This is a genomic window from Mesorhizobium sp. J428 (assembly GCF_024699925.1).
Classification (GTDB): domain Bacteria; phylum Pseudomonadota; class Alphaproteobacteria; order Rhizobiales; family Rhizobiaceae; genus Mesorhizobium_A.
Map to the genome: position 1 here is coordinate 19,771 of NZ_JAJOMX010000004.1, position 19,670 is coordinate 39,440.

The following is a 19,670-nucleotide window of genomic DNA, read 5'->3' on the forward strand; positions in this document are numbered from 1 at the left end:
CCGGCGTCATTTGGAGGACCTGCTTTGCGTCATCGCATCGAAAATGCTGACCTCGCCCCGTGTGAGCGCAAAACTAGCGGCGCCACGGGCCACTTCGGCCTGATCCGGCTCATCGAACCAGATCCTGCCCGAATTGAACGCGATATGCCGGGTCTGCCGAATGCATTCTGCGCGCACCATGACGTCGGCCCGCGATTTCGCCGGGCGCAGATAGTCGACGCGGAGGTCGAGTGTCGCCATGCTGCTGATCCCGTCGATCGCCACGAAATTCGCTAGTCCGAACACGCTGTCCAGAAGGGCCGTCAACACCCCCCCATGCAGCAGGGTTTTGACCTCGTCGGCGCAGAAAGCGGGGTTGAACGGCATCCTGACCAGAACGCCATCAATCGCCACCTTTTCAATCTTCAGGTTCATCTCGGTAATCAGACCACGTCCGCGATGGTTCCACATCCTGGCGATCTGATCTAGTTTCTTCTGGTCCGGATGGGTCAACTGTAAGGCCGATCTGTCAGTCGCCAAAGAATGCAGGTTTTCGTTTCTCGAGGAACGCGGCAAGAGCTTCGTGGTGGTCCTTGGTCTGGTGCATCAGTGCCTGGTAGGCGGCGGCGGTATTCAGGAAATCCGGCAGGTCCATGCGTTCGGCATTGCGCATCAGCCGCTTGGCGACGCGCAGTGCGCGGGGCGGCTTGGCCGCAATTACGGCCGCACGCTCCCGCGCCCGCGCCATGAGATCGCCATGCGGCACCACCTCAAGCACCATTCCTAGCTCCAGCGCCTCCTCGGCCCCGACCATCCGGCCGGTGAATGTCAGTTCGGCCGCTTTCTGGTGCCCGAGCCGCCGCAGGAGGAACCAGCTGCCTGCGTCGCCGGGAATGATTCCGAGGTTCAAAAATACCTCGCCGAATTTCGCCTTCTCCGACGCGATGCGCATGTCGCACATCATCGTCAGGTCGCAGCCCGCGCCCACGGCCGGGCCGTTGACAGCTGCGATCGTAGGTATGTCGAGATTGTAGAGCGCGAGCGGTATCCGCTGAATGCCGGTGATGTAGCTGTCCGCCGCGGCCAGCGGATCTTTGCGGAACACGCTTTCGGGGTCTGACATTTCCTTGACGTCGCCGCCGGCGCAGAAGGCCGGGTCCGCGCCGGTCAGGATCATGACGCTCACCTCGGGATCGCGCTGCGCCTGGTCGAACGCGTCGAGCAGCCCCGCGATCATCTCGTTGCCGGTGACGGGGTTGCGCCTGTCGGGGTCGTTGAGCGTCACCGTTGCGATGCGATCGGCAATCTCGAGCAGGACGACGGATTCACTCATTCTTTCCGTCCCCCCGCTGACGCTCCTGGAACATGTCCGGATGGATCATGTCGCGGGCGTCGTGGCCCATGTGCAGGGTTTCTCCCCCGTCCACATACACATCCTCGCCGGTAATGAAGGAACCGAGCCTGGAGGCGAGAAAAATGATCGTCCCTGCGACGTCTTCCGCCGCCCCCATGCGGTTAAGAACTGACCGGTTTAGCTCGTGCCACTTTTTCGGCGGTATCGGGTAGCGGCCGAGCGCCTCTGTCTTGATCGTACCGGGAGCTACGCAGTTCAGGCGGATGCCGTATTCACCCCATTCGGCGGCGAGCGTCTTCATCAAGCCTGTGACGCCTGCGCGCGCGGCAACGGTATGGGCGAAGCCCGTAAGTGCGGTGCGGGTCGAGATCGCGGTTACGAATACGATCGAGCCGCCGTTCTCGAACATGAAGTGGTCGGCGGCGGCGCGCGTCATCTGCCACGAGCCGATCAGATTGTTGCGGATAACCGCCTCGAACCCTTTGTTGGTGATGTCGCGGGCGGCGGCGATATACTGGCCGCCGGCATTGTTCACAAGCACGTCGAGCCGACCGTAGTGATCTTTGATCTTCAGCATTGCCGACTCGACGCTCTTCTCGTCGCGAGTGTCGCCCGGGACGACGAAGGCTTCGCCCCCCGTCGCGCGGATCATCTCGGCGGTTTCCTGAAGCGGCTCCTCGCGACGGGCGAATAGCGCCAGTCTGGCCCCGCAGGAAGCCATTTCGAGTGCTGTGGCGCGGCCCATGCCGGAGCCCGAGCCAGTCACGAGAGCCACCTGGCCTGCCATGAGGTCGGGGGCGAAACGGCTCTGCACTTGTTTTTGTGCCATGTGCCGGGCCTCAGTTCTTCAGCAGTTCGCCGGAGATGATGAGCTTGCGCACCTCCTGCGTGCCCGCGCCCACCTCGAGAACCCGGCCCGTCCGATAGAGGCGGTTGACCTCGGTGTCGCGCATGTAGCCCGATCCGCCGTGAATCTGCACCGCGCGATCCAGCACGAAGGAGGTCGCTGCCGCAGCCTTGAAGATAGCCGCGGCCGTCAGCTTGTGGATCTCGCCACGCCCCCCTTCGCCTTCTTCCAGCCCCTCGCACATGGCGGCGGTGCGCAGCGACAGGCTGCGAGCGGCCTCGATCTCGGTATACATCTCGGCCAGCATGGCCTGCACCATCTGGAAACTGGCGATCGGCTTGCCGAACTGTTCGCGGATCCTGGCGTAATCGAGCGCCAGCTCCAGAGCCCTTTCGGCCATCCCCACGCAAACCGAAGCGACCATCGCCCGCTCCAGGTCGAGCCCGCTCATCACCACCGAAACGCCGCTGTTCTCGGCCCCGATCATGGCCGAGGCGGGCACGCGGCAATCCTCGAACACCAGCTCGCCCGTGGGCGAGCCACGAAAGCCCATCTTGTCGAGCTTCTGCGCCACCTTGAAGCCGGGATTGTCGGTCTCCACGATGAAAGCCGAGATGCCCTTGGCGCCCTTCGCCTTATCGGTTTTTGCGTAAACCAGGATGACATCCGCGATCGGGCCGTTGGTGATGTAGATCTTCGAGCCGTTGATCACATAATCATTGCCATCGCGCACGGCGCCGGTGGCCATCGAGCCCAGCGCGTCCGAGCCCGCGCCGGGCTCGGTCAGCCCAAGTGCGCCGACCAGCTCGCCCGAGCACAGGCCGGGAACGTATTTCCGCACCTGCTCATCCGAGCCGTTCCTGAGGATGTTGTTGAGGCACAGATTGTCGTGCGCGCCGTGCGAAAGGCCGACTGCCGGGTTCCATTTCGAGATGGTCTCTGAGACCAGGGCCTGGGTAAATTCGTTCTGGCCGCTGCCGCCCAGCTCCTCGGGCGCGGTAATGCCCAGCAGCCCGAGCTCGCCCATCTGCCGAAACAAATCCTCGGGCCACCATTCTTCCGCATCCATCTTCTCTTGCAATGGATGAAGAATCTCGCGCGCAACCCGATCCACGTGATCCACGATCTGCCGTTGTTCGGGCGTCAGCGAATAGTTGGCCTTTATGGCCGCGAGCGCGGCCATGCCTGGCTCGGCCTGGACGTTCATCTTTGATCCTCCCGATGGCTGCGCAACTTGCCTATTGATCAAAATCAAACATATGTTAGAAAACGTTTCAAGTGGTGTCGAGCTGCGTGTGTCTTTTTTTGGGCATGCGCTTGGGAGGAAAGACGGAAGCTTGCCATCGGCGTCCACCCGAATGGACCGGGCGACAGGGAGGTTGCGATGACTGGGCGAACTGTGCGCATCGGCTGCGCCTCGGGGTTCTGGGGCGACACGCCCGAGGCGGTTGGCCAACTGGTGACGAAGGGCGACATCGATTATCTGGTCTTCGACTATCTTGCCGAGATCACGATGTCGCTGCTTGCGCGGGCGCTTAGGCACGCTATAGCGCGACAATCTGGGAGAGACGCCGTATGATGATGCCCCACCACGTTCTCTAATCGCCTTTGTCAACGAGTTCCTTTCTTTCCGCTGATGCAGCGTCTGCCGGGCTCAGGGTTCTCTCCGGGGTCGATCGGAAGGATCGCCCTAGTCTGGCACATGCTCACCAAGGAGAAGGAGTATATGTGGGCTCGGCCAAGCCTGGTCGCTCACAAGGTGCGCGGAATGGAACTGCAGGCGGGGAAGATGCAGAGGAAGGGCAATGCATGTAGGCCAACCTATGCCTACCACGTGAAGGAACTGCGGCATCAGGAGATGAACATCGCCCGAAAGCCGAGGAGAATTACGAGCACTTCGCGGGCGCCTCAATCCGGCAAGGCTTGAATAGGCTGCTCGGCGGCGCTTGCAGCCGATGCACCGCGCTTCTCCACGAGGTCGCCCGCGCATAAAGCGCTTGTCGATCTCATCCGTCGTGTACAAGAATCGGCGTACGTCAAAATGAAAGGCGTAGAAGGGCACGACCTCGCTCCAGGCGCGACGCCAACTCTGGGCGATGGCCGGATAGCGGCGCCCCCAGATACCTTCCTCGAAGGCGCCGAGTGCCGCTTCTCCGGCGACGGCGTCGAACACGATAGATGTTCTTCAGCGCGCCGGCGACCGGCTTGCGATCCTTGCGGGAGACAAAGTCGAGGCTGTGTCGCATCAGATCTGACATAACCTTTTCCCCGGAATCAGTGTCAGCCATTCCTCGCGCGTCCTGCGTCGGATACCTATTCGAACGGCGGATCGGCCAAATCCCGGCGCGACACCAGTCTTACCATAAGCGTAGGCCGTAGCATCCGTGATGCGCCAGTCCGTGCTGGGAACCCGACCATCCTCGCAGGAACCTCCAGCCACCGATGCAAAGACTGGCCGGAAATGGTGCAGCGGGAAACCGCTGCATCCTTCTTGTCGATCACACACCTCGTGGATAAAGATTTGCCGCCCAGTCCAAGGGTGCCAAGGATAGAGAAGCTCGCGCTCAAAACCGGTCCCGTGGGCGTTCCGTCGTCGACTTGTATAACGAGGTGCGCCCGCATGGGGCGATCGGGCGCAATCCGATCTCTTGCTCAATCCCGACGGCGCCACCAGCCCGCCGTTGTGAAATGGCCGGGAAAACTCTCGCTTCCGGCGGTCCAGAGAACGGGACCGGAGCAAAACTTGGGGCGGACTCCAATCTACGGTTGAGGAGAAATCCCTCGGCAGATCACGACCTGTGCCTTACATTCTGTAGACGCCATAATGCGGCGCGCCTGGGCTGACGCCCGCCGCACAGGTCAGCGCGATGCCCAGCATGTTTCGGGTGTCCAGCGGGTCGATGATCCCATCGTCGTAGAGCCGCGATGTAAACCAATAGGCCGAGGTTTCGTTTTCCGCCTTGGCGCGCACGCGGTCGCGCAATTCCTGCACCACCTCGTCGCTGAGATCGGGGTCGGCGCGGCGCATCTGTGCCAGCTTGACATCGCCAAGGGTGCGCGCGGCCTGTTCCGGCCCCATCACTCCCATCTGAGCATTGGGCCATGTCATGAGAAGCCGTGGATCCCATGCCCGCCCGCACATTCCATAATACCCGGCCCCGAACGCGCCAGAGGTCAGCACCGTCAGTTTTGGCACTTCGGAGCCGGCCTGTGCCATCAGCATCTTGGCCCCGTCCTTAGTGATACCGCGTTCCTCGTATTCGCGGCCAATCATGTAGCCGGTGGTGTTCTGCAGGAAAATCAGCGGCGTGCCGGTCTGATTGCAAAGCTGAATGAAATGCGCGGCCTTCAGCGAGCTGTCGTTGAACAGCACGCCGTTGTTGCCGAGAATGCCGACCTTGCAGCCCCAGATGCGGGCATATCCCGTCACCAGCGTGATGCCGCACTTTGGCTGGTATTCGTGAAACCGCGAACCATCGACGATGCGGGCAATGACTTCGCGCATGTCAAACCGCACGCGGTAGTCGGTCGGCACGATGCCATAGATTTCCTTTGGATCGTAGTAGGGCTCTTCGGGGGCCGCCCAGTCGAAGGCGCGGGGTTTGCGCGGAAAGGTGGCGACGATTTCCCGCGCCAGCAGGATTCCGGCCTGTTCGGTATCCACCGGATAATCACCGGTGCCCGAGATCGACGTGTGCATGTCGGCCCCGCCCAGATCGTTAACCGAAACCTCTTCACCGGTGGCGGCCTTGACCAGGGGCGGACCGCCCAGGAAGATCGCGCCGGTGTCGCGCACGATGATGGTATATTCACACAGCCCGGGCACATAGGCCCCGCCGGCGGTGCAATGGCCACAGACGATGGCGACCTGCGGTATGCCTTTCTTCGACAGGATGCACTGGTTGCGGAACACTCGCCCGCCCGGCGCGAAGACGCCTGACATTTCCTCAAGATAGCCGCCCGCGCTGTCGCAGATATGCACGACCGGCAGGTTGTTTTCCAAGGCGAATTCCAGCGCACGCACGATCTTCGGCACCGACATGGGATACCAGGCCCCGCCCTTGTTGGAGCTATCGTCGGCATGGATCACGACTTCGCGTCCGGAAATCACGCCGACACCGGTGATGACGTTGGCCCCCGGTGCCTGACCGTCATAGAGATCATAGGCCGCCAACGTCGAGAATTCCAGAAACGGCGTGCCGGGGTCCAGCAGAAGCTCCAACCGCTGGCGCGCGAGCATCTTGTTCTGACGCTTCAGCCGGTCAAGATCGCGCTGGGGGCGGTCATAGCGGACCTTGTCCTGCAAGTCGTGGAACCGTTTCACCACGTCTTGCATTTTCTCAGAGGCTGCCTTGAACTCGGCTGAGTCCGAGCGGATCTGGGATTGCATTCGGCGCATCAGCTGGCGTCCTTCAGCGGTTCGAAACCAATCAACACCACTTTACCGTCGAAACTATCGCCGGGGGCAAAATGCACCTCGGAAACGACACCATCACGCGGTGCGGTGATGGTGGTTTCCAATTTCATGCTTTCGATCACCATAAGGGTCTGGCCCTCGGTTACGGCATCGCCCGCGGCCACCGAGACGGAGATCACGGCACCCGGCATCGGTGCAATCATCCGGTCCTGCGGGGCACCGCCGTCGGCCTGGCCCAGGGGTTGCGACGGATCGGTGCGCCCGATCTCATAGGCGCGGCCGTCGAGGTGCACGAATGTGGCCTCTTCCCCCACGGCGATCCGCAGCGCGATACTGGTGCCATTCAGATCCAGCGTAAAGGCGCCCTTGCCGGGCGCAGTCGTGAGGGCGCAGGGGATTTCACGATCGCCCAGGTGCAACACATGGAATTGCCCGACCGAGGCCAGCCAGACCGGGATTTCCTCTCCGTGGACTTCAAGAATACGGCGCATCAGTTTCTCCACCCCCCCATCATTCGATAAATCGCGGGCACGCTCTCGACGGCCTGCACAAGGCGCGCGTCGGACAGTGCGGTGGCGGCTAGCAGGATGTCGGTAGAGGAGGCGTCGGGGGCACGTTTCAGCGCGTCTGCTTCCTCGTCCAGAAACCCGGTCGACAGGTCGCCGAACCCGAACCTTGGATGCTCAAGGATCGCATAGAGGTAGCCCAGGTTGGTCGTGACGCCCAGAATGATATAATCTAGCGCCGCGCGGCGGGCGCGCGCGATGGCCTCGGCCCGGTCGCGGCCGTGCACGATCAGCTTGGACAGCATCGGGTCGAAATCGGTGGTGACCTTGCCGCCCTCCAGAATGCCGCTGTCGACCCGCACGCCGGGTCCGGCGGGCTCGTCCATCAACAGGATGTTGCCGATCGCGGGGCGGAAATCGGCATCCGCATCCTCGGCGCAGACGCGCAGTTCGATCGAATGGCCGGTCTGGTGGATGTCGTCCTGCTGCAGTCCCAGCGGCTCGCCGGCTGCAATGCGCAACTGTTCGGCAACCAGATCGAAACCCGTGACCATTTCGGTGACGGGATGTTCGACCTGAAGCCTCGTGTTCATCTCGAGGAAATAGAACCGGCCATCGTTGGCATAGATGAACTCGACCGTGCCGGCGCCGCGATAGTTCACCGCCCGCGCGATGCCCGCTGCGGCCTCGCAGATTTCCTCGCGCTGGCCGGGTCTCAGGGCGGGGGAGGGGGTTTCCTCGATGATCTTCTGGAACCGGCGCTGGATCGAGCATTCGCGCTCCCAGAGATGGACCACGTTTCCCTGACCGTCGCCCATCACTTGCACTTCGATATGGCGCGGGTTTTCGATATAGGTTTCGACAAACAGCCGGCCGTCGCCGAAATAGCGTTCGCCTTCGCGGCGGGCGGTTTCGATCTCTGCCCGCAGACGGGCATCCTCGCGCACGATGCGCATTCCCTTGCCGCCGCCGCCGGCAGAGGGCTTGATCAGCAGCGGATAGCCCACAGCGCGGGCGCGCTCGACGAAATCGCCCGGATTGTCATCCTCGATGGCGGAAGGCGCCACCGGAAAGCCGCGTTCCGCGACGAAATTGCGGGCGCGCACCTTGTCGCCCATCAGGTCGATGACCTCCGCAGTCGGTCCGACAAAGATGATCCCTGCTTCGTCCAGCGCTTTGACGAAGGCCGCGTTCTCGGCCAGAAACCCGTAGCCGGGATGCACGGAGTCGGCGCCGATATGCCGTGCGGCCTGGACGATCTGGCCGATATCCAGATAGGCCGAGACCGGGGTTGGTCCGTCGATGGTCACGACCTGGTCGGCAATTGCGTGTGCCGGTGCGTCCACCTCGGCGGGATGACGCAGCACGGCGGTCTTGATGCCGATGGCGCGGGCGGTGCGCACCACGCGCGCGGCAATCTCTCCTCGGTTCGCCACGAGAAGCCTGGTGATGCTCATATCCGCGGGTCTTTCTGCTTGGCCTTCCCGCCCCCAATGCCGTGTCGGCACGGGGGGGGGGGCGTTGTCATGTTAGCGGATCATTCGATTTCCATACGCTCGGACACGATGGTGAAGTCCTTCTTGTCCGCGTTGGACTGCAGAACGATCGCCGCCGTGGGCGCGTGACGGTTACCTTTACCATAGGTGACGGGCCCCAGCAGGCCATCGGTTTCGAACCCGTCCAGACCTTCCAGTTTTTCAATCACGCAGGCCCGGGTCAGGTCAGCGCCGCATTCGGCCATCGCGTGCTCGAAAATCAGCGCCCCGGCATAGCCCGCCAGCGAGTACCGGTTCAGCGAATTTCGTTCGTCCTCGCTGAGGTATGTGTTGGCCAGTTCCATGAACTTCGCCACACCTGGAACCTCAAGCGAGGTCAGCGCGGGCACATAGTCCGCCGCATAATAGCCGTCACCTGCACTGCCAGCCAACGCCTGAACCGGGGTCAGATGCGCGGAATGGGCGCCGAGGAACGTGATATCCATCCGGTTCTTGGCGGCTTCCTTCAGCATAATCGAGTGTTCGGCAACGACGCCGCCGGATACCAGCACGGTCACGCCTGCGGCCCGTGCCCGTAGCATTTCGGCCGAGAAATCCTTCTGGCCGCGCTTGAATTCCAGCTCCAGAACATTGTTGAGCCCGTATTTCTTGACCCCTTCGAGATAGCCGCAGCGCACGTCGTCGCCAAATTCATCATCCTGAAAGGCGATCGCGTATTTGCCATCTTTCAGACCCAGTTCTTCGACGAGGTAAGTCATGCCGGCGGCAATTTCCTGGCAATAGGTTGGTCCGACCACGAACAACGGGTTCAACGGCGGGTTGAAATGGTGCGAGTTCACCGCCATGTTGTTGAGTGTCGGGATGCCGAGCTCGTTGATCATGGGCATCATAGCCGCCAGCTGCGCGCTGCCGGAGGTGCCGATCAGCCCGAAGATGTCATCGACCTCAACCATCTTCTTCAGCGCCTGAAGCGAGCGTGCCGGGACGTATCCGTCATCCTCGAACACGATTTCGACCTTGCGGCCGTTGATGCCGCCACGGGCATTCACGTCATCCTGCCAGACTTGCAGCGCCAGCCTGTGCGCCTTGCCCAGCAGGCTGGGCGGGCCTGTCAGCGGGTCCACGGCACCCAATACGACCTTGTCGTCGGTGACGCCGGGTTCCGCCATTGCACCGACGGCTCCGGCCACCAGGAGGGTGACTGAAAGCGCCCCTTTCAAAATCCAGTTCATTCTCATTCTCACTTCTCCCCTTTTAGTGGCCCGTCCTCCCGGGCCGTTCGCATCAGTATCTGAATGGCCAGTTGACCCAACGGTTCTTGTATTCGCGGTAGATCCCCATCAGCCCGTCCGGCTCGAATCGCAGGAAGAGCACGATGGTCAGACCGTAAAGGAACCCTTTCAGTTCCAGCGCCGACAGCGACCCGAGCGTCCCGCCTAGCGAGCTGAACGCATAGTTCAGGAGTTCGGCCAGCCCCACGACGAACACTACGCCGATCACCGCCCCGGCGGTGGACCCGAGGCCGCCAACGATGATCATGGACACAGCTTCGATCGAGATGACGAGGCTAAAGCTGTCCACGTTCACGAAACGAATATGATAGACCATCAGCGCCCCGGCCACGCCCGCGTAAGAAGAACTGACGACAAAGGCATAAAGCTTGTATCGCGCCACCGGGACGCCCATCGCGCGCGCTGCGATATCCTGTTCCCGTATCGCCAGAAAGGCACGGCCGATGCGGCTGCGCTTGATGTTGGCCGACCCCAGGACGGCCAGCGTCAGAACCGCCAGGATCAGGTAGTAAAACGACTTATCGGTATCCAGCACCATGCCGAAGATCGCCGGCTTGGGTGTCGAGATGCCAGACGACCCATGCGTGATGCTTTCGGCGCTGAGGATGACATGGGTAATGATGATGGTAAATGCGAGCGTAGTGATCGCCAGATACAGCCCCTTCAGGCGCAGCGATGGTATCCCGACCAACAGCCCGAAAGCCCCCGCCGCCAGAGCGCCCGCCGGAAGGCACAACCACAGCGGCATGTTGTAATCTGCCGAGAGGATGGCCGCAGTATAGCCGCCCACCGCAAGAAACCCGGCCTGACCGAAGGAAATCAGGCCCGTCGTACCGGTCAGAAGGTTCAGGCCAATTACCCCGATCGCGGTAATTAACATACCGTTGACCAGCGACGTCACGTGATTGCTCAACACGAACGGCGCCGCCAGCGACATGATGACCAACGCCCAAGTCCAATAGGCCTGCGTCGGGTTGCGGATCAGCGAGATCAGCTCGCCATAGCTCTCTTGAAAGACACCTGTCCGCATAGCTCACACCCTCTCGATCTCGGGCGTGCCGAACAGCCCGTAGGGGCGGATCATCAGAACTACCAGAATGACGAGGAAGCCGGAAATCTCCTTCAGCCCGCGCCCGATATAGCCTTCGGACATGTTCTCCAGCAGACCGATGAAAACGCCGGAGATCGCCGCACCGAACACCGAGTCCAGGCCGCCGAGAATAACCGCCGGAAAGGCGCGCAGCCCTTGCGTCCACATGTCCGGCCCCAGGCCATAGATCGTTCCCAGCAGCACGCCGGCAATCCCGGCAATGACGGCCGCAATGGCCCAGGCCAGGGCGTAAACATAAGTCACGTTGATCCCCATCAGCAGCGCGGTGGTTTCGCGCGCGGCCGTGGCCCGCATGGCGACGCCCGTGCGCGAAAACCGCAGGAAGACCCACATGCCGATCACGCAAAGCGCAAGCAGACCGATAGCATAGAGCTGCGACGTATACAGGAAAACAAGGCCGATCTCGACGCCACTGTCACCGATGTCGGTGGGCAGAACCAGCGGGTCGGCCCCCCAGATCATCACCACTAGGGCGCGTATCATCACCGCCAGCCCGATGGTGACCATCACGGTTGAAAAGACGTCTTGCCCCAGCATCGGGCGGATGAAAATCCGCTCGATCAACAGGCCGACAACCGCCGAAAGCACGACGCAAACCGCCAGCAACCCCCAGAACGGCAGGGTCCAGGAACGTGCTATCGCGAAAGCCATGTATGATATCAGCATCATGACTTCGCCCTGGGCAAAATTGACGACGCTGGTCGCCTTGAAGATCAGAGCATAGCCCATTCCGATCAGGCCATAGATCACGCCGATGGCAATCCCCGAAACGCAGAGCAAAATGAAATAGTCCATGCTGTTCCCCCTAGGCGTAGATTTCCGCCATCTCGGCTTCGAACCTTGTCTCGATGACGTTGCGCCGCACCTTCTGGGTGGCCGTCAGTTCGCCGTCGTCATGGTCGAGCTGCTTTTTCAGAAGCACGAATTTTCGAATGTTTTCCACGCGTGCGAAGGCGTCATTCACCCGTGCCACCTCCTTGGCGATGAGTTCCCTGACCTCATCCAGGCTGGAAAGGTGGCTGAACGTGGTATAAGCGAGGCCTTGCGCCTGAGCCCACTTGCCGACGGTATCGTAGTCAATCTGGAGCAATGCCCCGAGGAAGTTACGCCCCTCGCCGACCACGATCGCCTCAGAGATGTAGATCGAATCCTTCAGGGCGTTTTCAATTTCAGACGGTGTGATGTTCTTGCCGCCCGACGTGATGATGATGGATTTCTTCCGGTCGACGATGACAATTTCGCCGTTATCCAGCTGTTCAACCACATCGCCGGTCTGCAACCAGCCATCAATGATGGTTTCGGCCGTGGCCTTTTCATTGTCGAGATAGCCCAGAAAGACGCTGGGGTGCTTGATCTCCAGCTCGCCATCTTCGGCTATCCTGTATTGCAGGCCCGGCGCAGGAACACCCGCTGCCCCGACCGTTGCCTTGTCGGCATTCTGGAAGAACGCCAGACCCCCCGATTCGGTCATGCCATAGACCTGATAGAGCGGCACGCCGATCACCCGGAAAAACCGGACGACCTCGGGCGAGATGGATGCGCCGCCGACGAAGCTGCAATGCACCTTGTCGATCCCCATGAAACGCTTGAGCGGGTTGAAAACCAGGATCTTGGCTACAAAATGCTTGACGCGCTCGACCGGGTTCAGTTGTTGGCCGGCCTCGATCTTGCGGAAATGCGCCTGTCCCAGGTCCAGCCCCCAGTTGTAAATCCGCCGGGCCATGGGCCGCGCATCCTGAATTCGGATCGACGCGCGGTACTGGAGCTTTTCCCAGATGCGCGGGACGCCCAGAAACACCTGTGGTGCAATTTCGCGTAGGTTGACCTGTACCGTGTCGATGGATTCGGCAAAATTCACGGCGCCGCCGATCATCAGGCTGAGAATGGTGGAGAATACACGTTCGGCCACATGGCAAAGCGGCAGGTAGCAGACCACCGAATACCGATTGCGTGTCAGATTGAACTGATCTATCAGCGGATAAGACGCCACAAGCAGGTTGCGGTGCGACAACACCGCGCCTTTCGGCGGGCCAGTGGTGCCTGACGTATAGACCACAACCGCCGGATCGTCGGGCTTGCCCGCATTGACGCAATCGAGGAAGAAATCGGCGTCCTCGATGTGGCCCGAGGCATGATCCAGCCCTTCCTGCACCACTTCGTCAAACGATTTGAGCCGCGTGCGGTCATAACTGCGCATCCCCTTCATGTCGACGCACACGATCAGCTTGAGGTTGGGAAAGGCACCTTCGTTCGCTTCGGCATCCAGCACCTTGTCGACCTGTTCCTGATCCCCGCAAACGATGATGCTGCTCTTGGAATGCCTCAGGATATAGTTGAGTTCGCGCCAGGGATTGGTCGGATAGACCCCGACGGTCATGCCACCCAGCGCCTGCGCAGCGATGTCGGAATACAGCCATTCCGGCGTGTCTTCGCTGGCGATGGCCAGACGATCGCCGCGCCCGAACCCCCTGATGTGGAGGCCCAGGGCGAAGCCCCGCACTTTGGCAAAATATTCGGCCCAGGTGACCCGGTTCCAGATCCCGAGGTCCTTTTCCCGGATCGCCAGTTCATCAGGAATAGTAACGGCCCAGTGCAGCAACAGTTGCGGAAGGGTGATATTGCCGTCCCCAAAGCGCTGGTTCAGATCGTCCATCAACCCGCCCCCAATGCTTCTTCCAGTTTGTGCCCGAGATAGGCTTCGATCACACGCGGATCGGCCCGGATTTCATCCGGCGTGCCATAGGCGATGCGCTCGCCGAAATTCATCACGCCGATATGGTCGGAAATATCCGTGACAATACCAATGTCGTGCTCGATCATCATCACCGTGATATCCAGCTCCTCCCGGAGATCGAGGATAAAGCGGGCGATGTCCTCGGTCTCCTCGGCGTTCATGCCCGAAACCATCTCATCGAGTAGCAAGAGTTTGGGTTCGGTAGCCAGGGCACGGCCCAGTTCGACCCTTTTCTGCAACCCGTAGGCCAGAGCGCCAACCGGCATGTCGCGGACATGCTGGATTTCGAGAAAGTCTATGATCTCCTCGACCCGTTTGCGGTGCGCCCGCTCCTGCGCCCGCGTGGTTGGCCCGAAGATCAACCCTCCCAGAACGCTTGTATTAATGTGGCTGTGGCGCCCCACAAGAATGTTATCAACAACGCTGGCATGCTTGAACACCGCCAGGTTCTGGAAGGTGCGCCCCATTCCAAGGGAGGCAATCTTGTGCGGCGCTGTACGTGTGATGTCCTTGCCATCCAACGTGATCGTGCCCGACGTGACCGGAAGAACCCGGCTGATCATGTTGAACATGGTGGTCTTGCCGGCGCCGTTCGGACCGATCAGGCTGAAGATCTCGCCCTTGAGGACCGGAAAGCTGACATCGTTGACTGCCGTCACACCGCCAAATTTCTTGACCAGATTGTCGACCTGCAAAAGCACGCTCATGACAGCCACCTCTTGCGTCTCTTGTAGTGTTTCACGTCCCGCATGTTGCGCCGATGGCCAGATTCGGAGAAGCCCAGGTAGAATTCCTTGACGTCCTCGTTGCTCATCAGTTTCTGCGGCGTGCCATCCATCACCACTCGGCCGTTTTCGATGATATATCCGTAGCTTGCAATCGACAGCGCCAATTCGGCGTTCTGTTCCACCAGCAAGATCGAGACGTTGCTTTCCTTAACCAGACTGGTCACCGCGGCGAAGATTTCGGTGATGATCTGCGGGGCCAGGCCCAGGCTGGGCTCGTCTAGCATCAGCAGGCGCGGTCGCGACATCAGGGCGCGGCTGATCGCCACCATCTGCTGTTCCCCGCCCGACAGATAGCCGGCAATCGTGCCACGCTTCTCCTTGACGCGCGGGAAGATCGAGAAGACATAGTCCAGCGCCTCGGCCGCGGCCGCCCGGCTTCGGGTGATGCCGCCCATCATCAGGTTTTCCTCGACGGTCAGCGGCTCGAACAACTGGCGCCCCTCGGGCACCATGACGATGCCGTCGCGCACGATTTCGTCGGGCTTGCGGCCAATCAGGTTTTTGCCGTCAAAGCTGATCGTGCCGCCGATGATGTCGCCTTCTTCCGGGGCATAAAGCGCCGGCTATTCCCTTGAGGATTGTCGACTTGCCCGCCCCGTTCGACCCAAGAAGCGTGACGATCTGTCCCTGATCCACACTCAGCGATGCATCGCGCACGGCCTCGATCACGTTGTCGTAGACGATCTGGACGTTGTTAAGCGTCAGCATCTGCCATCTCCGCAAGCCCGTCGCGCGCGGCCAGATCGGCCGGCACAGGTATTTGGATATCGAGGAGCATCTGTGCGAAGCCCTTGCCCTGCGGGTCGATCCTGACCGATGCGATGCCGCCGCCGCCGAGCGAGTCGTGCAGCAGGAAGTTCAGCGCATGAATGCCGGGCAGTTCGAACCGCTCGACCGGGCCATTGCAGAGATGCTCAAAGTAGTCCTTCACGGTCTCTTCGGTCAGCGCCGAGCGGATATAGGGCAAATACTCGGGCTTGCGGGCGAGAATACCGATATTGGCGATGTCCCCCTTGTCGCCCGAGCGGCCCCAGGCCAGTTCGACCAGGCGCACCATCACCGCGCCGGGACCGGCCTCGCGGCCTTCCACCGCTGCCGCGGAGGAAGCATCAAGTCGCACCGCCTCGGTCGCAACGGTGACGGGCAAGTCTTTGCCGTCGACCTCGACCGCGATCGGGGTATCGGCCTTGTCCTGCAGGAAGGAGAAGAGACGGACCACCGGCTGCACCTTTGGCCGACCGGCGAAGAAACCCGTCAGCCCCTGCGCGGAGGAGACCGCCATCGGCGCGATCTCTCCGGCGAAGATGTTCAGCGCATCGCGGTCATCATGGGTCACGCCGATCTTCAGTACCACCTCGCGGGTCTGGGCGCGGGCGTTGGCGCCATAGGCGGCCTCGGCGCCCAGCACCTCCACGCTGACCTGCCGGAAATCACCGAGGTTGCGCCCGCGGAAAATGCGGCGGCAGCGGGTCAGAATGGCCTCGGCCACACGTTCGGCCTTGGCAGGCGCGTCGATCGCGGCCAGCGTCAGCGTGGTGATCGCCCGCCAGCCGTCGGCATGGGTGGCCGACACCTTGTAGCTGTCGGTGCGTCCCAGCCCCCGCGCGCCCTTCACCATCACCCGGTCGGGCCCCACCTGCTCCAGTGTCACCTGCGACCAGTCGCAGATCACATCGGGCAGGACGTAGCGCTGCGGATCGCCGATTTCGTAGAGCATCTGCTCGCCGACCGAGGCCGGCACCACCAGCCCGCCCGTGCCGAGCGTCTTGGTCATGACAAAGCTGCCGTCTTCCGACACTTCGACGATCGGCATCCCCATATCGTCCCAGCCCGGCACATCCTGCCAATCGGTGAAGTTGCCGCCCGTGCCCTGCGGGCCGCATTCGATCAGGTGGCCGGCCAGCGAGCCCTGGCTGAGCTTGTCCCAATCGTCGTCTTTCCAGCCGAACTCATGCATCAGCGGCCCAAGCGCCACAGCACTGTCAGCGCAGCGGCCGGTCACCACGATCTCGGCACCCGCATCGAGGGCGGCCGCAATCGGCCGCGCGCCGAGATAGGCGTTCATGCTCATCGGCTTGGCCGGGAAAGGCGCGCCCGAAAACAACTCGGTCGCGCCGCGGGAGCGGATCTCGTCCGCGCGGCCCAGCAGATCATCACCCAGCACGACGCCGATCGAAATGTCGATGCCCGCCGCCTCAGCCGCCTTGGCCAGCGCCTCGCGGCAGCCGCGCGGATTGACCCCGCCGGCATTCGCGACAACCTTGATCCCCTTGCGCTTGAGCTCTGGCAAAAAAGGCGCAACTGCCTGGACAAAGTCCGGCGCATAACCCGCTTCCGGCGACTTCGTCCGCGCCCGCGCAAGCAGCGACATCGTGATCTCGGCAAGATAGTCGAAGACCAGATAATCGATGTCGCCCTTCGTCACCAGTTGGCCAACCGCCTCGGGCGTGTCGCCCCAGAACCCCGAGGCGCAGCCGATGCGCACAGTTCGCCCAGTCATCGCAACCTCCCTGTCGCCCGGTCCATTCGGGTGGACGCCGATGGCAAGCTTCCGTCTTTCCTCCCAAGCGCATGCCCCAAAAAAAGACACACGCAGCTCGACACCACTTGAAACGTTTTCTAACATATGTTTGATTTTGATCAATAGGCAAGTTGCGCAGCCATCGGGAGGATCAAAGATGAACGTCCAGGCCGAGCCAGGCATGGCCGCGCTCGCGGCCATAAAGGCCAACTATTCGCTGACGCCCGAACAACGGCAGATCGTGGATCACGTGGATCGGGTTGCGCGCGAGATTCTTCATCCATTGCAAGAGAAGATGGATGCGGAAGAATGGTGGCCCGAGGATTTGTTTCGGCAGATGGGCGAGCTCGGGCTGCTGGGCATTACCGCGCCCGAGGAGCTGGGCGGCAGCGGCCAGAACGAATTTACCCAGGCCCTGGTCTCAGAGACCATCTCGAAATGGAACCCGGCAGTCGGCCTTTCGCACGGCGCGCACGACAATCTGTGCCTCAACAACATCCTCAGGAACGGCTCGGATGAGCAGGTGCGGAAATACGTTCCCGGCCTGTGCTCGGGCGAGCTGGTCGGCGCACTTGGGCTGACCGAGCCCGGCGCGGGCTCGGACGCGCTGGGCTCGATGGCCACCGGCGCCGTGCGCGATGGCAATGATTATGTGATCAACGGCTCGAAGATCTACATCACCAACGGCCCGATCGCGGATGTCATCCTGGTTTACGCAAAAACCGATAAGGCGAAGGGCGCCAAGGGCATCTCGGCTTTCATCGTGGAGACCGACAATCCCGGCTTCAAGGTGGCGCAGAAGCTCGACAAGATGGGCTTTCGTGGCTCGCCCACGGGCGAGCTGGTGTTCGAGGATTGCCGCGTGCCCGCCTCGGCCATGATCGGGGCCGAGAACAGCGGCGTTTCGGTGGTGATGAGCGGGCTCGACCTGGAGCGGGCGATGGTCGCTTCGGTTTGCGTGGGGATGGCCGAAAGGGCTCTGGAGCTGGCGCTCGATTACGCCAGGATCCGCGAACAGTTCGGCAAGCCGATCGCCAGTTTCCAGATGGTGCAGTCGAAGCTCGCGGAAATCTATATCGAGGTCGAAACCGCCCGCGCCTTCGGCTATCGCGCGCTCGCGGCTTGCGTCGGCCTGCCCAAGGGCGCCGGCGGACGCGGCGAGATCCACAAGCTCACCGCTGCCGCCTGCCTTTACGCTGGCGAAGCTTTCAACAAGGCCGTGACCGAAGCGTGCCATATCCATGGCGGCTCGGGCTACATGCAGGATACCGAGATCAACCGGCTCTACCGCGCCAACAAGCTGCTGGAAATCGGTGCAGGCACCAGCGAGGTGCGAAAAATTATCATTGCCGAAGAACTTCTGCGCGCCTAAGCGAGGACACCAGCTATGAACGAGCGATTGCGCAACGTCCCCGACCTGCCGACCCATTACCTGACAGAAGAGCAGCAGGCGCTGGCCGATCAGGCCAGCAAGTTCTTCTTTTCCGAGTTTCATCACCTGAACGCCGAAATGGACGACACCGACGACCTGTCGCCCTCCATCTTTCCCAAGCTGGGCGAGATGGGCTATTTGGGCCTCAACGTAGCGCCTGAATTCGGCGGTGCGGGGCTCGATTTCACCTCGGCCTGCATCATCACCGAGGAATTGTCCCGCGCCTCGGCGGCGATCGGTCTGAGCCACGTGGCCCATGACAATCTTTGCGTCAACAACATCTACCGCAACGCCAATGACGATCTGCGGCGGAAGCTTACCTGCCAGGCCTCTGCGACGGCTCGCTGATCGGCGCCCTGGGCCTGACGGAACCGGGCGCGGGATCGGATGCGCTCGGTTCGATGCGGACGACCGCCCGGAAGGACGGCGACCACTACGTGCTCAACGGCTCCAAGATCTTCATCACCAACGGCCCGATCGCCGATATCGTGCTGGTCTATGCCAAGACCTCGCCCGAGAAGGGCGCCAAGGGAATTTCCGCCTTCATCGTCGAGACCGACACACCGGGCTTCAAGGTGGCGCAGAAGCTCAACAAGATGGGGTTCCGCGGCTCGCCCACGGGCGAGTTGGTGTTCGAGGATTGCAGGGTGCCCGCGAAGAACATGGTAGGTAAGCCTGACGGCGGCGTCGCGGTTACCATGTCGGGGCTGGACCTTGAACGCGCCATCGTCTGCTTCAACGCGATGGGCATCGCGCGCCGGGCATTGGAGATATCCATCGACTATGCCAAGACGCGCCAGCAGTTCGGCAAGCCGATCGCCAGTTTCCAGATGGTGCAGGCCATGCTGGCCGAGATGTATACCGAGATCGAGGCCGCTCGCAGCCTGTCGCTGCGCACCGCCGCCATGTGCGAGGGGCTTGAAGAAGGCGAAGGCGGGCGCGGCGAGATCCACAAGCTGACGGCCGCGGCAATCTTCAAGGCTGCGGCAGCGACCTCCTTCGTGCTGGATCGCGCTGTGCAGATTCACGGCGGATCGGGCTACATGCGCGACACCGAGGTCAACCGCCTCTATCGGACGGGGCGGGTGCTCGAGGTGGGTGCGGGCACGCAGGAGGTGCGCAAGCTCATCATCTCCGGCGAACTTCTGAAGAACATATAGGGAGTGGTCGTGGTGCAGGCAGCGAAAAAGCTG

17 protein-coding genes and 2 pseudogenes are annotated in these 19,670 nt (G+C 61.7%); 4 read left to right on the top strand and 15 right to left on the bottom strand.

The genetic code is table 11. The features are described 5' to 3' along the window. Positions 1–6: 6 nt before the first annotated feature. The 4 genes from LRS09_RS27535 to LRS09_RS27550 are packed head-to-tail and all read right to left on the bottom strand — an operon-like array spanning position 7 to position 3,534. On the bottom strand, positions 7–492 hold the full coding sequence (locus LRS09_RS27535; RefSeq protein ID WP_257810428.1) for a PaaI family thioesterase: 486 nt from the start codon (positions 490–492) through the stop codon (positions 7–9). Between the two features lie 16 nt (positions 493–508). After that, the gene (locus LRS09_RS27540; RefSeq protein WP_257810430.1) at positions 509–1,312 is read right to left on the bottom strand and encodes an enoyl-CoA hydratase-related protein; all 804 of its coding nucleotides are present in this window, start codon (positions 1,310–1,312) and stop codon (positions 509–511) included. Then, a complete protein-coding gene (locus LRS09_RS27545) occupies positions 1,305–2,147 on the bottom strand; it encodes an SDR family NAD(P)-dependent oxidoreductase (RefSeq protein ID WP_257810432.1) in 843 nt (280 codons plus the stop codon). Before LRS09_RS27545 ends, LRS09_RS27540 begins: the two co-directional genes overlap by 8 nt. A gap of 25 nt (positions 2,148–2,172) precedes the next feature. Continuing rightward, positions 2,173–3,534, bottom strand: coding sequence for an acyl-CoA dehydrogenase family protein (locus LRS09_RS27550; protein ID WP_257810433.1), 1,362 nt, complete (start codon positions 3,532–3,534; stop codon positions 2,173–2,175). 30 nt (positions 3,535–3,564) lie between these two features. On the opposite strand from LRS09_RS27550, the gene LRS09_RS27555 reads away from it, so the two are divergent. Then, positions 3,565–3,759 carry a DUF1446 domain-containing protein gene (locus LRS09_RS27555; protein WP_257810438.1) on the top strand — a complete coding sequence of 65 codons (195 nt, stop codon included), beginning with the start codon at positions 3,565–3,567 and terminating at the stop codon, positions 3,757–3,759. A gap of 420 nt (positions 3,760–4,179) precedes the next feature. Here the strand turns inward: LRS09_RS27555 and LRS09_RS27560 are convergent. The 11 genes and pseudogenes from LRS09_RS27560 to LRS09_RS27610 all read right to left on the bottom strand — a co-directional run. Beyond that, a pseudogene (locus tag LRS09_RS27560) lies at positions 4,180–4,429 on the bottom strand (transposase); the annotation flags it as partial. Between the two features lie 554 nt (positions 4,430–4,983). Next, positions 4,984–6,570 (bottom strand): acyl-CoA carboxylase subunit beta, encoded by a 1,587-nt coding sequence (locus LRS09_RS27565; RefSeq protein ID WP_257810439.1) that lies wholly within the window; start codon positions 6,568–6,570, stop codon positions 4,984–4,986. Between the two features lie 8 nt (positions 6,571–6,578). Further along, positions 6,579–7,088, bottom strand: coding sequence for a biotin/lipoyl-containing protein (locus LRS09_RS27570; RefSeq protein WP_257810440.1), 510 nt, complete (start codon positions 7,086–7,088; stop codon positions 6,579–6,581). Continuing rightward, on the bottom strand, positions 7,088–8,560 hold the full coding sequence (locus LRS09_RS27575; protein WP_257810441.1) for an acetyl/propionyl/methylcrotonyl-CoA carboxylase subunit alpha: 1,473 nt from the start codon (positions 8,558–8,560) through the stop codon (positions 7,088–7,090). Before LRS09_RS27575 ends, LRS09_RS27570 begins: the two co-directional genes overlap by 1 nt. An 80-nt stretch (positions 8,561–8,640) precedes the next feature. Further along, the gene (locus tag LRS09_RS27580) at positions 8,641–9,831 is read right to left on the bottom strand and encodes an ABC transporter substrate-binding protein (RefSeq protein WP_257810443.1); all 1,191 of its coding nucleotides are present in this window, start codon (positions 9,829–9,831) and stop codon (positions 8,641–8,643) included. A gap of 52 nt (positions 9,832–9,883) precedes the next feature. After that, complete coding sequence (locus LRS09_RS27585) at positions 9,884–10,921, bottom strand: branched-chain amino acid ABC transporter permease (RefSeq protein ID WP_257810444.1); 1,038 nt, start codon at positions 10,919–10,921, stop codon at positions 9,884–9,886. A gap of 3 nt (positions 10,922–10,924) precedes the next feature. After that, on the bottom strand, positions 10,925–11,797 hold the full coding sequence (locus tag LRS09_RS27590) for a branched-chain amino acid ABC transporter permease (protein WP_257810445.1): 873 nt from the start codon (positions 11,795–11,797) through the stop codon (positions 10,925–10,927). 10 nt (positions 11,798–11,807) lie between these two features. After that, complete coding sequence (locus LRS09_RS27595) at positions 11,808–13,655, bottom strand: long-chain fatty acid--CoA ligase (protein WP_257810446.1); 1,848 nt, start codon at positions 13,653–13,655, stop codon at positions 11,808–11,810. Continuing rightward, on the bottom strand, positions 13,655–14,443 hold the full coding sequence (locus LRS09_RS27600) for an ABC transporter ATP-binding protein (RefSeq protein WP_257810447.1): 789 nt from the start codon (positions 14,441–14,443) through the stop codon (positions 13,655–13,657). Before LRS09_RS27600 ends, LRS09_RS27595 begins: the two co-directional genes overlap by 1 nt. Further along, positions 14,440–15,232: pseudogene (locus LRS09_RS27605) on the bottom strand (ABC transporter ATP-binding protein). Before LRS09_RS27605 ends, LRS09_RS27600 begins: the two are co-directional and overlap by 4 nt. After that, complete coding sequence (locus tag LRS09_RS27610) at positions 15,219–17,024, bottom strand: acyclic terpene utilization AtuA family protein (protein WP_257810448.1); 1,806 nt, start codon at positions 17,022–17,024, stop codon at positions 15,219–15,221. The pseudogene LRS09_RS27605 and the gene LRS09_RS27610 overlap by 14 nt, the downstream one beginning before the upstream one ends. Before the next feature lie 40 nt (positions 17,025–17,064). Here LRS09_RS27610 and LRS09_RS27615 point away from each other — a divergent pair, with 40 nt between their 5' ends. From LRS09_RS27615 to LRS09_RS27625, 3 genes are read left to right on the top strand one after another with little or no spacing between them, the layout of a single operon-like run. Beyond that, the gene (locus LRS09_RS27615; RefSeq protein WP_257810449.1) at positions 17,065–18,417 is read left to right on the top strand and encodes an acyl-CoA dehydrogenase family protein; all 1,353 of its coding nucleotides are present in this window, start codon (positions 17,065–17,067) and stop codon (positions 18,415–18,417) included. 27 nt (positions 18,418–18,444) lie between these two features. After that, complete coding sequence (locus LRS09_RS27620) at positions 18,445–18,825, top strand: acyl-CoA dehydrogenase family protein (RefSeq protein WP_257810450.1); 381 nt, start codon at positions 18,445–18,447, stop codon at positions 18,823–18,825. Between the two features lie 14 nt (positions 18,826–18,839). Beyond that, positions 18,840–19,637, top strand: a complete 798-nt coding sequence (locus tag LRS09_RS27625) for an acyl-CoA dehydrogenase family protein (RefSeq protein WP_257810633.1) — start codon at positions 18,840–18,842, stop codon at positions 19,635–19,637. Positions 19,638–19,670: the final 33 nt, after the last annotated feature.

Coding starts and splice junctions, on each gene's coding strand:
- LRS09_RS27610 (WP_257810448.1), bottom strand. CDS start 17,024: ATGACTGGGCGAACTGTGCGCATCGGCTGCGCCTCGGGGTTCTGGGGC.
- LRS09_RS27565 (WP_257810439.1), bottom strand. CDS start 6,570: ATGCAATCCCAGATCCGCTCGGACTCAGCCGAGTTCAAGGCAGCCTCT.
- LRS09_RS27595 (WP_257810446.1), bottom strand. CDS start 13,655: ATGGACGATCTGAACCAGCGCTTTGGGGACGGCAATATCACCCTTCCG.
- LRS09_RS27575 (WP_257810441.1), bottom strand. CDS start 8,560: ATGAGCATCACCAGGCTTCTCGTGGCGAACCGAGGAGAGATTGCCGCG.
- LRS09_RS27585 (WP_257810444.1), bottom strand. CDS start 10,921: ATGCGGACAGGTGTCTTTCAAGAGAGCTATGGCGAGCTGATCTCGCTG.
- LRS09_RS27615 (WP_257810449.1), top strand. CDS start 17,065: ATGGCAAGCTTCCGTCTTTCCTCCCAAGCGCATGCCCCAAAAAAAGAC.
- LRS09_RS27580 (WP_257810443.1), bottom strand. CDS start 9,831: ATGAACTGGATTTTGAAAGGGGCGCTTTCAGTCACCCTCCTGGTGGCC.
- LRS09_RS27540 (WP_257810430.1), bottom strand. CDS start 1,312: ATGAGTGAATCCGTCGTCCTGCTCGAGATTGCCGATCGCATCGCAACG.
- LRS09_RS27570 (WP_257810440.1), bottom strand. CDS start 7,088: ATGCGCCGTATTCTTGAAGTCCACGGAGAGGAAATCCCGGTCTGGCTG.
- LRS09_RS27600 (WP_257810447.1), bottom strand. CDS start 14,443: ATGAGCGTGCTTTTGCAGGTCGACAATCTGGTCAAGAAATTTGGCGGT.
- LRS09_RS27590 (WP_257810445.1), bottom strand. CDS start 11,797: ATGGACTATTTCATTTTGCTCTGCGTTTCGGGGATTGCCATCGGCGTG.
- LRS09_RS27555 (WP_257810438.1), top strand. CDS start 3,565: ATGACTGGGCGAACTGTGCGCATCGGCTGCGCCTCGGGGTTCTGGGGC.